Source organism: Pseudoalteromonas sp. OOF1S-7, assembly GCF_022347765.1.
GTDB lineage: Bacteria > Pseudomonadota > Gammaproteobacteria > Enterobacterales > Alteromonadaceae > Pseudoalteromonas.
Window position 1 is genome coordinate 60959 of record NZ_JAKRFZ010000024.1, and the last position, 13259, is coordinate 74217.

Annotated in this window: 12 protein-coding genes and 2 pseudogenes; 3 read left to right on the forward strand and 11 right to left on the reverse strand. The window is 45.9% G+C overall.

All coding sequences use genetic code 11. The annotated features are described in order from the left end of the window. Nucleotides 1–120: 120 nt before the first annotated feature. A complete protein-coding gene (locus tag MHN33_RS22260) occupies nucleotides 121–681 on the forward strand; it encodes a hypothetical protein (RefSeq protein WP_239401486.1) in 561 nt (186 codons plus the stop codon). Between the two features lie 23 nt (nucleotides 682–704). Here the strand turns inward: MHN33_RS22260 and MHN33_RS22265 are convergent, their stop codons facing one another. From MHN33_RS22265 to MHN33_RS22310, 10 genes are all read right to left on the reverse strand, one after another. Further along, on the reverse strand, nucleotides 705–1031 hold the full coding sequence (locus tag MHN33_RS22265) for a hypothetical protein (RefSeq protein ID WP_239401488.1): 327 nt from the start codon (nucleotides 1029–1031) through the stop codon (nucleotides 705–707). Next, nucleotides 1028–1666, reverse strand: coding sequence for a DUF4178 domain-containing protein (locus MHN33_RS22270; RefSeq protein WP_239401490.1), 639 nt, complete (start codon nucleotides 1664–1666; stop codon nucleotides 1028–1030). Before MHN33_RS22270 ends, MHN33_RS22265 begins: the two co-directional genes overlap by 4 nt. Nucleotides 1667–1734: 68 nt before the next feature. Further along, a complete protein-coding gene (locus MHN33_RS22275) occupies nucleotides 1735–2424 on the reverse strand; it encodes a PspA/IM30 family protein (RefSeq protein ID WP_239401492.1) in 690 nt (229 codons plus the stop codon). Nucleotides 2425–2439: 15 nt separating this feature from the next. Then, the gene (locus MHN33_RS22280; RefSeq protein WP_046004856.1) at nucleotides 2440–2853 is read right to left on the reverse strand and encodes a DUF2170 family protein; all 414 of its coding nucleotides are present in this window, start codon (nucleotides 2851–2853) and stop codon (nucleotides 2440–2442) included. An 80-nt stretch (nucleotides 2854–2933) separates the two neighbouring features. After that, nucleotides 2934–4664, reverse strand: coding sequence for a polyamine aminopropyltransferase (locus tag MHN33_RS22285; RefSeq protein ID WP_343224853.1), 1731 nt, complete (start codon nucleotides 4662–4664; stop codon nucleotides 2934–2936). 9 nt (nucleotides 4665–4673) lie between these two features. Then, nucleotides 4674–5573, reverse strand: coding sequence for a DUF350 domain-containing protein (locus tag MHN33_RS22290; protein ID WP_239401494.1), 900 nt, complete (start codon nucleotides 5571–5573; stop codon nucleotides 4674–4676). A 24-nt stretch (nucleotides 5574–5597) separates the two neighbouring features. After that, nucleotides 5598–6542: a CHAD domain-containing protein gene (locus MHN33_RS22295; protein ID WP_239401496.1), complete on the reverse strand. Its 945-nt coding sequence runs from the start codon at nucleotides 6540–6542 to the stop codon at nucleotides 5598–5600. Nucleotides 6543–6842: 300 nt separating this feature from the next. Then, nucleotides 6843–7289 (reverse strand): hypothetical protein, encoded by a 447-nt coding sequence (locus MHN33_RS22300; protein ID WP_239401498.1) that lies wholly within the window; start codon nucleotides 7287–7289, stop codon nucleotides 6843–6845. Between the two features lie 89 nt (nucleotides 7290–7378). Further along, complete coding sequence (locus MHN33_RS22305; RefSeq protein WP_239401500.1) at nucleotides 7379–8161, reverse strand: sporulation protein; 783 nt, start codon at nucleotides 8159–8161, stop codon at nucleotides 7379–7381. Nucleotides 8162–9029: 868 nt separating this feature from the next. After that, on the reverse strand, nucleotides 9030–9647 hold the full coding sequence (locus MHN33_RS22310) for a LysE family translocator (protein WP_239401502.1): 618 nt from the start codon (nucleotides 9645–9647) through the stop codon (nucleotides 9030–9032). Between the two features lie 350 nt (nucleotides 9648–9997). Here MHN33_RS22310 and MHN33_RS22315 point away from each other — a divergent pair, with 350 nt between their 5' ends. Both MHN33_RS22315 and MHN33_RS22320 read left to right on the forward strand, forming a co-directional pair. Continuing rightward, on the forward strand, nucleotides 9998–11824 hold the full coding sequence (locus tag MHN33_RS22315; RefSeq protein WP_239401504.1) for a hypothetical protein: 1827 nt from the start codon (nucleotides 9998–10000) through the stop codon (nucleotides 11822–11824). 340 nt (nucleotides 11825–12164) lie between these two features. Continuing rightward, nucleotides 12165–12608 (forward strand): annotated as a pseudogene (locus MHN33_RS22320) (helix-turn-helix domain-containing protein); the annotation flags it as partial. A 32-nt stretch (nucleotides 12609–12640) separates the two neighbouring features. On the opposite strand, the pseudogene MHN33_RS22325 reads toward MHN33_RS22320, so the two are convergent. Then, nucleotides 12641–13259 (reverse strand): annotated as a pseudogene (locus MHN33_RS22325) (IS256 family transposase); the annotation flags it as partial.

A 13259-nucleotide genomic window follows, 5' to 3' on the forward strand; every position in this document is an offset into this window, starting at 1 on the left:
GGCATAAATCACCATAGACACCCAAGCAAAACAAATATAATCAATCACTTAAAAATGGAATGTCCATTGCTTCATACTTTGCACTGTAACCAAGAACGATCAATATAAGGTAAACAAAGTATGATTACGCAACCACTCAGTCAGACGAGAAATGTGTTTCTCGTCGCCGTTCTGCTACTTCAGACTGCTCAGCTCATTTGGGAACACTTCAACGGAGGAGTCGTCACTCATCATTTATTAATGCGTGCCGATCTACCGGGCATTTCAAACTGGTGGGGGTTACTCATCTTGCCTGCACTGGTATTGGTAACTGGTATGCATGTTCAGGCAAGGCTAACTGCGCATGCACAAGACGAAACCGCGCGCCTTAAAATCTGGCACAATGTACAATTGGGGTTTTGTATACTGCTACTGTTCAGCCTGTGTCAGGCAATCGTATTCAGCCTCGGCTGGCATGATCTGGCTAAATACATGTTACTTGGATTGTTAATCACAGCCCTGTTTGTACCCCTGCACAGAATGGAGTACATCCTGGGTTATGTGCTCGGGGCCTGTCTGCTGTCGGGGCCCGCCATGCCTTTTGTCGGTGTACTGTTGTTTACTCTGGTGTCAGTTGTGTCTCACTTTGCCATCAAACCGCTGATCGTATACCTGTGGCGCAGCAATCGCAGTGCGGCCTGAGAAATCCCCCTGACGCGCCTGGGCTAAGTGCCTTGCGCGTCAGTGTAGCGATTGATCAATAAGCTGGCGACCTGCTGCTTAACCGCGCGCTTGTCGCTGGGGTCTACGCCAAAGCGTTGCGCCAGCAGGGCAATTTCTTCGTCTGTAAGATTGAATGACAAACGTTGTCGGGTTTTTTTCGATTTGACTTCTAAATCGAGGATTTTTCGGATCATATCCGACGGCGTTAACTCTTCATCGATGGCCTGTTTTTTCAGGCTTTTCTGCACCTCTGTGGTTAAGTCAAACGCCATTTGAGTCGCCCGCAGCGCCCGCTCCTGACGCTGCCATTTCGCTTGTTTATCGGTCACGAGTCGGCTCCGGGAAACAGATCAACAATATCACTGAGTGGTCGTGTCAGCGTCAGGGACACTTCCGTCTCTCCGCCGTCCCAGACTTCAATATTGATACTGTGCTTTTCATCAGGCGAAACCAGCTCAATCACCTCGCACACTTCCCCGCTTTCATCCTGATACCTTGGCAGTGTGCGCTCCCGGTAATCCTGCTCATAATAATAGGCGACATAAGGCGCTTCACTTTGCTGATAGCTCTGCCCAAGAAAGCGTTCGAATGCCGCCGGCTTTGCCTGTGTTTCGATCTGGGTCAGTGACTCTTCATCGAAGATCCGGGCAAATTCATCAAGAGTGAATATGGCATCCACATCATCGCGCTGGATCTTCACAGAAAAGTTCGCAAACTCCTCACCATCATCCTGCTCAATCTGTAAGAATACGACTTTACCTGACTCAGACTCCAGCACAAACTCATAGTCAGCACTGCGCTGGTACTGATAGGTTTGTACCGCAGTAACCTTTAGCGTCTGGCCTTTCAACCAGTCCGGGTAGGCAAATGAATCGATCACGGTCAGCATATCACCCACGCGTAAATCACGAGCATGATTGAGCTGGCGCTCTGGCGTTTTCTTAGATTTAAAAAAACCAAACATAACTCACCTTTAAGAAATTAGAGAAGGCAAAAAAGGAGGCCAGGCCTCCTTTTTTCAGTCAAGCCACATTATTTTGCTTGCTTTGCCTTAATGCGGTCCAGAATATCATTGCTCTTTTGCGTTGTACCAATACCTGCTTCAGCCATTTTGGCTTTCAGATCAGCACCCGTTGCCGCAGCTTCCAACTCTTTGGCGGCAGCCAGTTGGTCCTGCCGGTCCAGCTGACGCTGCTTAATGCGCTCAAGAGACTGACGTGCATTCACCATGGATGATTCATTGGTGTTCAGAGTACTGTTGACCGCCATCGTGGCCTTCTGTACGCTTTCGGTCGTTTTTACCATAGTCAGTTGACGCTGGTTTTCTTTGATCGACTTTTCTGCATCTTTGACTTGTTGTTTAAGTAAAATAACATGCTTAGTAAAACCATCCAGCACTTGCTGATGCTCTTCTTTCTCAGTTTCAAACTCACCAATTTTTTCGGCAATTTCGACCGCCAGCGCTTCGTTGCCCTGTTGCAGTGCCTGACCTGCATATTCTTCGTGCTCGGCAATGCTCTCGTCCAGCGCGGCCAGTTTGCGCTTGGTCTGCATTTCTTTCGCCATCACTTCAGTGAGGCTCTTTTTGGCTTTCGCCAGGGCATTTTTCGCGTCGGCAATTTCCTGCTCAAAAATACGGATGCCATTGGCATCAACAATCGACTCGCCCACTTCACGGGCACCGCCACGCACAGCAGTAAATAACTTCTTTAGAATACTCATTTCACTTCTCCACTATTAATCTTTTAAGTACACAGTCACAGCATCCAGTGCTTCGATGGCATTGTCTGCCAGCGTGACCAGTTCGTGCGTTATCTCATCGATGGAGGAGGAAACAGCCAGCGCGCCAAAAATAGCGTACTGTTCATCAATTTTAGCAAACGCACTCAACGGGATCGGCACATTGAGTTTTAACAGTGCTTCGTTTAACTCATTCAGTAACTCAGGCTTCACTTCGTTCTCGTTGAACAGATAACTGATACACACCAGTTGCTCTTCTGTCTGAGTTACAAAGATCGGTAATTCGTCATTTCCCTCTACAATCACTTGCAATACATCCTGCTCGCCCTCATTGGAGATCAGAAAGGATTCGAAGTTAGCACCTTCTGTTTCAAACGATGCCAATTTGATTGATAACTCATTTAATTCCATCTTTCTTTACCTTTTGGTTTTGACATATTATGTCTGAGTTAAGATTTGCATGTGCGACATAATATGTCAACACTGTTGCGTTAATTTTTATACAGTTCATCTTCGGTTTGCCATGCCTGGCGGTAATAATCGTACAGTACACCTGAGCCTAACCGGTTGACTTCAATCTCTTTATTCTTGTCAAAAAAGCGATTAGGAAAGACAAAAGAAGACAGTAAATAGTTTTTACTGACCCAGTTACTCGCCACCGGCAGCCCCTCAACGGATGTAATTCTGGCGCTGGCAGGTTGACCGGTACGAGTCGCTATGGTCCATCCCCACTGACCGAAAGATGGAATATTTTGCTGATACTGCTCAACATGGGTAAAGCCCGCCTGCTTTACGGTTTTTGCAATGCTTATAAAGGCCTTTTTGGCATGATAGGGCGAGGTTGACTGGATAGCCAGCGCCCCATCTGGTGCCAGTAATTGCCTGACATGATTATAAAAATAATCACTATACAACTTATTCAGATCCGGGTGGTTAGGATCAGGCAGGTCAATGATGATGGTATCGAATTGCAGACCACGGTCCAGCATGCGCTCAACTTCTAAAAAGGCATCTGCAACGATCACCTCTGCCCTTGGGTCGTTCAGCGCGTTGTGATTCAGCTGCACTAGCTTAGTTGTGATCTCAGGGCGCGCCTCAAACCCTTGCCCCTGCAAACCAAACAGCGACAACAACTGGCCGTCCAGGTCAATCAAAGTAGCGCTTTGCACCGGCCACTTAAGCACGTCGCGCAATGCCAGCCCATCTCCGCCACCAATGATCAGCACCCTATCGTGCCGGTTTGATGCCAGCATAGGCGGATACACCAGCATAGTGTGGTAGATTTGCTCATCCGCCGATGAGAACTGTAAGCGGCCATTTAAGAACAAATCGTGAATGGGCGCCGCCTGCGTGCGGCTGAGCCGCTCGGTGATCACCACATGCTGGTACTTGGTCGATTCAGAATAAATGACCTTGTCTTTGTAGAGCACATTGCTAAGGTCTTTCATCCAGCCACTGCCGTGCAGCAATATGATGGCAAAGATACCCAGCAACAGGATGTGACAGACCAGCAGGAGTTTGGCAAAGCGCACATAGTTAAAATAGCGCCATAAGAAGATCAGCCCGGCAACGATATTGAACAAAGCCGTCCAGGCTGCGGCCTGCATAATCGGCAAAGCCAGCATGATCATCACCCAGATAGCCGCCCCGACACCGGCGCCAATGTAGTCAGCACCATAAATGGTGCCGGCGTTATTCTCCAGAAAGCGGCCATACACCTGCTGGCGAATACGGGCAATTAGGGGGATCTCCATGCCAATCAGGATCCCCAAAATAAGCCCGAATATATAGGGCAGAAACCGGGCGAAATCCTGTAGCTGCTGAAACGGCATGCCATCGAGCAGGCTGTCTGGGGGCAGATTGTAATGACTTGATAAAGTGTGTGGTAAGGTGTAGGTTAGCGCAATGATACTGGCAATGATTAATATACTGCTCATACCCAGCAACGCAATCACGCTTTCCAGCCAGGCAAAGGCCGTAAAGGGATCCTTAAACCAGCGCGCCAGAAACGCGCCGATTCCCATGGCCACTATCATAGTGCCTATCATGGCATAAATGGCGCTTTCTACCGAGCCAAGCACTCGCCCGGCATAGTGAGAAAGTAAATACTCGTAGATCAGGCCGCAGCCAGCCAGAATGGCCATCACGCCGATCAGTAAAACATCGTGACCCAGCAGCGATAAGCCGCCGGTCACTTTTGGCTGATTGGGGGGAACAGACACACTCAAGAATTATGCACCTAACAGGGTTGCCATCGTCACGCCCACGGCAAACGACACCGCCGCAGAAATGGTCGCCACACCAATGTTTTTCTGTCGATTGACCTCATCAGAAATGTCGGTACCAGCCAGAATAACCTTGATCATCACCAGGTGTAACAACGCGAACAAAACGATGCTGCCCAGCGCCGCCACACTCCAGTAGATTAAACTGCTGGCCATGTTGTCTGCCACATAAGGAGCCAGACCAGAAGCCGCAGTCAGGGCCAGTGCTGCGCCAATCAGGAATCCGGCATAACGAATACCCACAGCCACATTATTATCTAAAATAGCCTGCTGCAGACAGTCGCCGTTACGGTTGGTCCGTTTGAACAGCTGTACCCGGTACTGACTCACCAGCAACATACAGATATTGCCAATAATAAAGGCGATGGCAACAATCGGCAGGCCATACCAGCCCTCGGTCAGCACCCAGAGTAATGCCGAGCGGATCACAATCGCAACACTGACCACATGGCCAAAGTCAATTAATGCCGAGGTAATGTTGCCCTTGATGATTTCGCTGTGCAGGTCAACTTTGCGCAGCGCGACTTTGTCCTGGAAAAAATGGCCCAGCTTGATCAGTACAATGCCCACCACACCATAGCCCGCCATTTGCAGTGCTTCCTGAGTCAGCGTACTCGCAAAAGCACCACTGGTGATCCCGGTCAGTACAATGGCCAGGCCGGTCAGGCCACCGGCAAAGCTCAGGCCAAAGGCAAAGTTGTCTCTTTCGGTAATTTCGTCATTGGCGTGCAGGTTAGACACCCACCCTTTGATATATTTTAAGCTCACAAACAGGGCAATGATGACCGCCATATCGATGAGAAGTGCCTGTAATGTCCAGACGGTTAATCCGTTAAATTGATACATGTGTAAACTCCACTATCTGATGCGCTACTTGCCCCGGCTCACGCCGCGAGAGGTCCGATTTGAACTATTGCGAATTGAGCCCGAGCTCGATTTAGCTCTAGAGTAGCTGCTTCGCGATATTGATGATGGGGTATGACTGGCCCGGCTTAAGCCAGACGCGCCCGCCTTCCTTTTTGCATACGGACTGGTAAATTGCCGGCCCTGACGCTGGTAAGACTGCCGGGTGCGCTGCTCAATGGTATTCTGGCGCTTATAGCCCTGATAGCTGGTGTAACGTTTGCGTCCATAATCGCTGTAATAGCTATATTTGCGGCGCTTGCTCCAGCTGCCATATTCGATGTCCCCAACCAGATCCCCCAGCATCCGGTACATGCCATACCACATCCAGAAACTGGTGCCATTGGAGTTGGTTTGCCATTCACCGTAGTTGGCATTGCCAACCAGCTGGTTACCGAGTGCAGGTTGACCATTATTGGCCGCCTGCTCAGCTGACTGGCTGACCGCCCCAACCCGGGCCAGCGTGCCGTTAGACATGTCGGCCAACACATTGATGGGGTCGGTCAAAGCGTCATTGAATAAACTCACAGAGGCTGCCTCTTTGAGCAACACAGCCTGTTCAATGATGTCATCACTGCTCATACCCGACTGAGGCGATTTCAATGCCTGATAGCGACTCAGTAGACTCTGATATAACGGACCATTGCTGGTTGCATCCTGCGCGACCAGCTGAGCAATGTTGCTCAATTGCGGGCTTTGTTGGCTCAGTACGTTAGCGTACTCAGTTAAAAGGTTTGCATTACGCACCTGGTTTTTATCCAGGGCATCTCCCAATGCATTAATGGCTCGGGAGGCATCCTGCTGCGTGTGGGTAATTGTCTGCTGTATGCGTTCTTCTTTCGATTCACACCCCAGCATTAACACCATGACACAGAGCAGACTTATCAGTTTCCAAACTTTAAAATCGGACATTCATTGTCACCTGATCTACCTTGATACGAATTCAGGATTTCTATTCTACATAATTGCGATGGATAACCAAGCACCAATATCTGGCACGGGCATTAAATTTTATTGCTCAACTTAGGAACACAGAAATCACGATATATTGAGCACCACAACCAGAATAATTAATTGAAGGAGGCATAATAAATTGTATAAATACAGTATACCAGATGTAAAGATTCATTTAATAAGTATAAAGCCCAATAAAGTCGCTGACAAAACAATTGGGCAGACAGAAGCTGCCTACCCCGACAACACTAAGTGCGCCTAAAAGGTAACCAGAACCTCCACATCATCTCCTTCATACAGCGCAGTGTAATTGATGATCGCAGGCTTTTGACCTCCCTGGCTCAACATGCTGGCGCTACACCATATCTTTTGCAACCCTGCGTCCTCAGAAGACTGCGTAATCTCAGAATACCTCATATCTTGTTGTTCAATCGCATCATCTACGGCATCCAGCACGGTTGCCAAGTCTGCTGAGCGCCCTTTCACTTCAACAGCTCGCTCGTAAGTGATTTGACCCGATTTGCCGGCTTGTGCCAGCATCATATCGAACAACTGAGATTTTGCTTCCTCTTTGACGGTATCATGGACAAGCTCCATCACATCCTCATCATCGCATTGAGGCAACTCCGTCTGTTGTGTTTCACTGCCACAGGCAGTAAGTAGTAGAAAGGCTGGAATAGCAGCCTGAAGAGAGCGTATTTTCATTATATTCCCTATAAATATCAGCTTGTTGCTTTCAAATCAGCCGCAATACTGCCATGTACCATACGGCTGACTATCGAGTTGAAAAGACGTTAGCAGTTGTCTTCAAGGAGGTCGTAGATCAGATCTTCCAGGTCTTCAAGGTTATCTTCATCGACCACTAGACGAGCTTTTGACTCATCCAGATCGAGTGCTTCGGCAAAAAAGCCGCGCAGACCACGGGCCTTACGGTCAATCTCAAATATCACTTCTAGCTGACTACCTCGGTTGAAAAATACCAGTTCGACCTCATCAAAACGACCATGAAATTCGCCGGCAATGGTTTTAAACTCCAATTCCTGGACAAATGGCAGGCGCGAAAAAGACGCTTCTTCTATCCCTTCACAATCTGATTCGTACAGCTTAAAGCCCAGCTCTTCCATTGCATCAATCACAGCCTGCTGCAACTCAGTTGGTACCACCCGAATGTAGTCGCGATCAGATTTATCTAACGCCATGTCGATATCCAGATTGGTTGCAATCCAGGTTTGAGACTCACCCACCGTGATCGGAGTTTCCAAATCTAAATCGAATGCAAAGGGAATATGCTTCTCGTCACCGGGCTCAATCGTAAAACGTTCATTAATCCGAAACTTAGCTAACGCGTACTGCTTAGTGACAGTTTCAGACTCGCCTTCACTGTTTTCTCTTTCAACGGTGTAAGTACACATCACCTTGAGATCAATTTTATTGATCTCCTGAGCGACTTTACCCCCATTAATCTTGACTGTGCCGGAAATTTCTTCACCGGGTGCAACCTGATGAAAATCTAATAGTGTGTCTACTTTTGCTGCGCCAATACCGACAGCGCCAAGTGCTTTTTTAAAAAAAGACATATTCATCCTTATTGATTTTATTCCCCTCCATCAGTGAGGGTTTTCGACATTGATTATAGAAAACAACATAAAGCCGTCAACCGACATTTTATTTCAGGTTTTTGACAGCGGGATAAATCACACTAATAAACACTTATCAAAATAATCAAGCAGCTCTGACATTCGCACGATAGCCGTAACCCCAGATGAGTTTATGAACCATTTAGATGAGAAATAAACATACCAATTTTCCTTTCTCATCCAGATATAAATTTATTTATATCCTCATCATTTTTATTAAATCGATTTACACCTAATTAAACAGAAATATCGCACATTCAGGATCAGCATTGTCTCCAGTGCCAACCGCCTAACCCTGGAGCAGGCTTCGCACATAGAAAAACTTACTGATCTGACAAGCACCTTGTTAAATATGGCATCCAACTTATCACCATCATCGGGGAAGCCAGCGTATTGCTTCCCCACTTAATAGCCATATTGAATCACTCAATCTATTCGCAATAACCTCTTGTAAGAGCCCCTTCGAAGACTTCCCGCCTTGCTCACCTTCATTGCCAACTGACAGTTCAAAGAGTGATAAAAGCTTTAAAAGTGCATAGGGTTATGAAAGAGGCTGGGTAAGGTTACATGATAACATTGATCTGTAATTGCGCCGCAAAACCGCTGTTCAGTCGCCTCGGAATAACCTGCTGGCGCTGAAAAATGGAAAAATCAGGGCCGTAAAATTAATCAGACCTGCAAAGATCAAGAAATTAAGGGTTTTTGGGAGTGGAGACTTAAAGTCCAAACAAATTACATGTGCATTTCACGAATGAGTTGACACGTATAAACAATATCAACTCATAGAAAGGCTTCAGGGATAATCCTATCAATTAGCAAAAAGTTGAGAGTACCCTAGATAAAGCGCCGTACCAATTAACAGCGACCCCATGCACATATTAAAAATTCTCAGGCGATTACTATTGTTTAAAAAGAGTGTAGCTTGATCACCGAGTATTGCCCAAAATGCCAGTGATGCATAACAGATGATGAAGTAACATAAAACAAATGTGGAAAAGACAGCATGACTTTCAACGCTACTAAACAACGAAACGCCGGAAACACACGCTATCCAAGCCTTTGGGTTTAACCATTGCAGAGCAAAGCCTTCCCAAAAAGTGGCCATTTTCTCTTCTTCAGATACAGAAAGACTTCCTCCAGACCTGGCTACTTTGATCCCTAGATAAATGATAAAAGCTGCACCTGCAAATGTCAGATAGTTAAGAAAAAGAGGGAAACGCTCAAGGATCTGAATAAATCCAAAACCAATGAATGCCAATAGCATAGTGAAACCAATTGTTGCACCAGATACAAAAGGCATTGTTCTTCTGACCCCATGGTTAATTCCTGAAGAAACAATAACCATATTAACTGGTCCAGGTGAGATAGACATGGCTAAACTAAAAGCACACATTGCCATGACTAATGTAAATGTTATTGTCATCATACTTCCTTTTCAATAGGCCGTTCAATATTCTGTGTCAGCTAAGCTAATTTAAATCACAGATCCAGTGCGCTAGCAAGGCGCCCTTCGAAGTGGATCGCTAACTGAGATAGTGCTTGTCTATTTGGAACATAATCAAAAAAACTGAAATATTTCACTCACAGTCGCAATCAACGCAAATGGAACCTAAGCGATTGATATTCGCTTACCTTACAAGCAAATCTAATTCACTTTGCAATAAAAAATGAACTGAAAACCTTTACACAGTATGTTTTTTGATCAAAATTGTATACTTTATACTTTGACAGCGATGTCAAATCAAACGATTTCGATACAACATGAGAAACTAACATATGCAAAAAGTACATCTTCACTCTATTTATAGTGCGCTGTTGCTCAGCATGAGCACTCAAGTATCAGCAATAAAAACAATTGACTTGGCTCAATATCGCCAACTATTGCCCACTCATAATGGCAATGTGGATTACCGCATTTTGCTCGCCGACAGGATAACCGTGAATTACCACTGTGAGATCATCGAAACTCCTGACGGAGGATATGATATTGATCGAGAAGGTTGTAATAAACCTGGCCAGTTTTACCACATTGATTGGTATGCTGAGTTTCCAAACGAGATAAACCTAAGCCTACGAGGTACTCCATCCTCAAATACTATCACCGAACACAAGCTGTGGGCATTGGCTTTTGCCCATGCCAGTGCGTCGAGCCGTGTACAAATGCAGTACGGCTTAAAAAAGAGCCCCAACGGTACGTTTGATTTATCCCGACCATTCGCGACAGGTGAACTATTCGGTGACTATTTCGAACGACAGATGAATCCAAACTACTTTGTATCAAAAGGTCTACAAGAAAGCTCTCTTGGTAAGGACCTGCCTGGTGGCGTTGAAGAAGATGATGGCGTACTACAAATCGAATACCCTGGCAGCGCTTGGTCAGAATTGCAGGGCGTTGTTGGAGGGGGGTTCCCTATTCCATTTAAAAACCTTGATCCAAAAACGGTATTGAGCTCACATACGGGACCGGCTCGCAATATACTCGGTTCATCTTTGAGTAGTGGTTTTTATAACGGCTCTGCATTAGCAATAGTAAGTGGCTCATTACCTTGGAACCAAGGTTCTGATTCCTCTCAAGATTCAATGCATCTTTTTTTACAACAATCTAAAGATCCTGACGCACTATCTATGCTGATGTCTTTTATGTACAACCGAGGGCCTTATGCTGCAAAAGATCAGGTACTACGCTCACAAGAAGTTTTTGGTCACTGCGTGGAAATTGAACAAGATTTAGAAGACGATTGGACATGTTTCCACAAGCAAAATGACTTCGGTGCCCGCTATATTAGACAGATCCCTGATGTAACTAACACACTTTCTCAAGCCGCGCGCCAAGGAAGCAACTATGACACACAACTAAGTTGGAATGATATAAACAACTACTTAGAGCTATTGCAAAATTATGGCTTTTACTCACAAAAGAATATAGATAAAGCTAAGTCTGCTGCTAAAGCCGTTTTTGATGACATTAGTACGAATAGCTTAATCTCATATCAAAGCCAATTCGGTAAAATCTTAGAACATATTATTATTAGCCTCCCAATTTACGAGTTAGGCGAAGGCGGCCCGTACGATGAACAGGGTAAAAAACAGTTCTATCTTTACAATGAAACACAAAAAACTGTACTCGTTGTCGCCAACAATGAAGCTGGCCAATCCGATGTGAATGAATTTGTCTTGTCAAAAAATAAAATTGCTGTTGATATCAAAGGCCAATTCACACAGTTTAATATCAGTGATGGAACATTAAACTGTATACATGAAGCGAATGATGCACTTGCAAAACTCAAAGCGAGTACTGATGAAAGCTATGTATCATTAAGTGCTCAACTAAAGTTTAGCATGACTGACGATCAACAATGCCTGTTTGAACAAGGACCACATACCCCACCGCCACCAGTAAAAGATGGCTATTGGGATCCTAGCCAACTATATGACCAACCCGGTAACACCGTTATAGATGCACTCGACTGCCATGAATATAGCAATGAGTGGTACATTGTTGGGGGGCAGGCACCGAGTAGAGCTTTCGCCGAGGACGCCTGGGGAGTATGGAGACGGATCTCACAACGTCCTAACGCAACCTGTTTGAGCGATAAATCTTAATTTACGAATAAAAAAGCGCTTGCGATGTTATTGTAGGCGCTTTGCACTCATCACTGATTGGACTGTGACAGGAAGCAATTAGATTGGGCCGGATTTAATGTCGTTCATATCGAAGATACGACCACATGTTTCTTCATGGGTGTGCCGACTTCTCTGACGCTAGGCACTAGAAGCAATACAAGCGCACTTACTCGATACCCCACTTTATACCCCTCGGGTGAAAAAAAGATAAATTGAATTAGTTCCGACCAGACCTGACATTTCGATTTGAAAAATTGAGAGTTACCCGTTTTGATAAAGGTGTCGAATCTTTGTTCAAAACAACTAAGGAGTAACTCTCATGTTACATACTAACAATCCAATCATTAAACACAAAGCTGGTTTGCTCAACCTGGCTGAAGAGCTTGGAAACGTATCTAAAGCCTGCAAAATGATGGGGGTTTCGCGAGATACATTTTATCGTTATCAAGAGCTCGTTGATGAAGGCGGTATTGATGCACTCATCGATAAATCGCGTAGAATACCAAACCTGAAGAACCGTGTGGATGAAGAAACTGAAAAAGCAGTTTGCACCTACGCGCTTGAATTTCCGGCTCACGGGCAAGTCAGAGCCAGCAATGAGTTGAGAAAACAAGGCGTGTTTGTTTCTGCCAGTGGTGTGCGGTCAATTTGGTTGCGCCATGACTTGGAAAACTTTAAAAAACGTCTGAAAGCACTAGAGGCTAAAGTCGCGCAAGAAGGCATCATTCTCACAGAGTCCCAGGTAACAGCCCTTGAGAAGGAGGGTGTTCATAATTCTGTGTCAGCCTACTGAGCTCAAAGCTCGATGTAGTCATCCAAGCGCCCTGGAAAGTGGATGGCCATCTGTGATAGCGTGAGATTCCAGTTCTGGATAGGATGCGTCCAGCGCTCTTGAGCTTTAAGTATACCGGCATAGAGTAGCTTTAGTAAGCTGTTTTCATTGGCAAAACCGCCCTTGGTTTTGGTCAGCTTTCGGAACTGGCGATGCACAGCCTCCACGGCATTTGTCGTGTAGATAGGCGTTCTTACGTAATCCGGGTACTTGAAGTAAGCGCTGAGTGTCGGCCATTTACAGCGTCATGATTTGATGACCAAAGGGTATTTTTCACCCCACTTGGCCTCCAGTTCGTCCAGCGCGATTTCAGCAGCATTCAGGGTTGCAGCCTTATAAACGCATTTTAGATCCGCCATGAAAGCCTTTTGGTTTTTGGATGCCACGTATTTGAGTGAGTTACGGATCTGGTGAATGATACAATGTTGGATCTCTGTGTTCGGATAGATGGTTTTAATGGCTTCAGGGAAGCCTTTGAGGCCATCCACGCAGGCAATCAGGATGTCTTTAACACCTCGATTATTAAGGTCGGTCAACACGCTTAGCCAGTGATGGGCACCTTCCTGGTCTGAGAGATAGAGG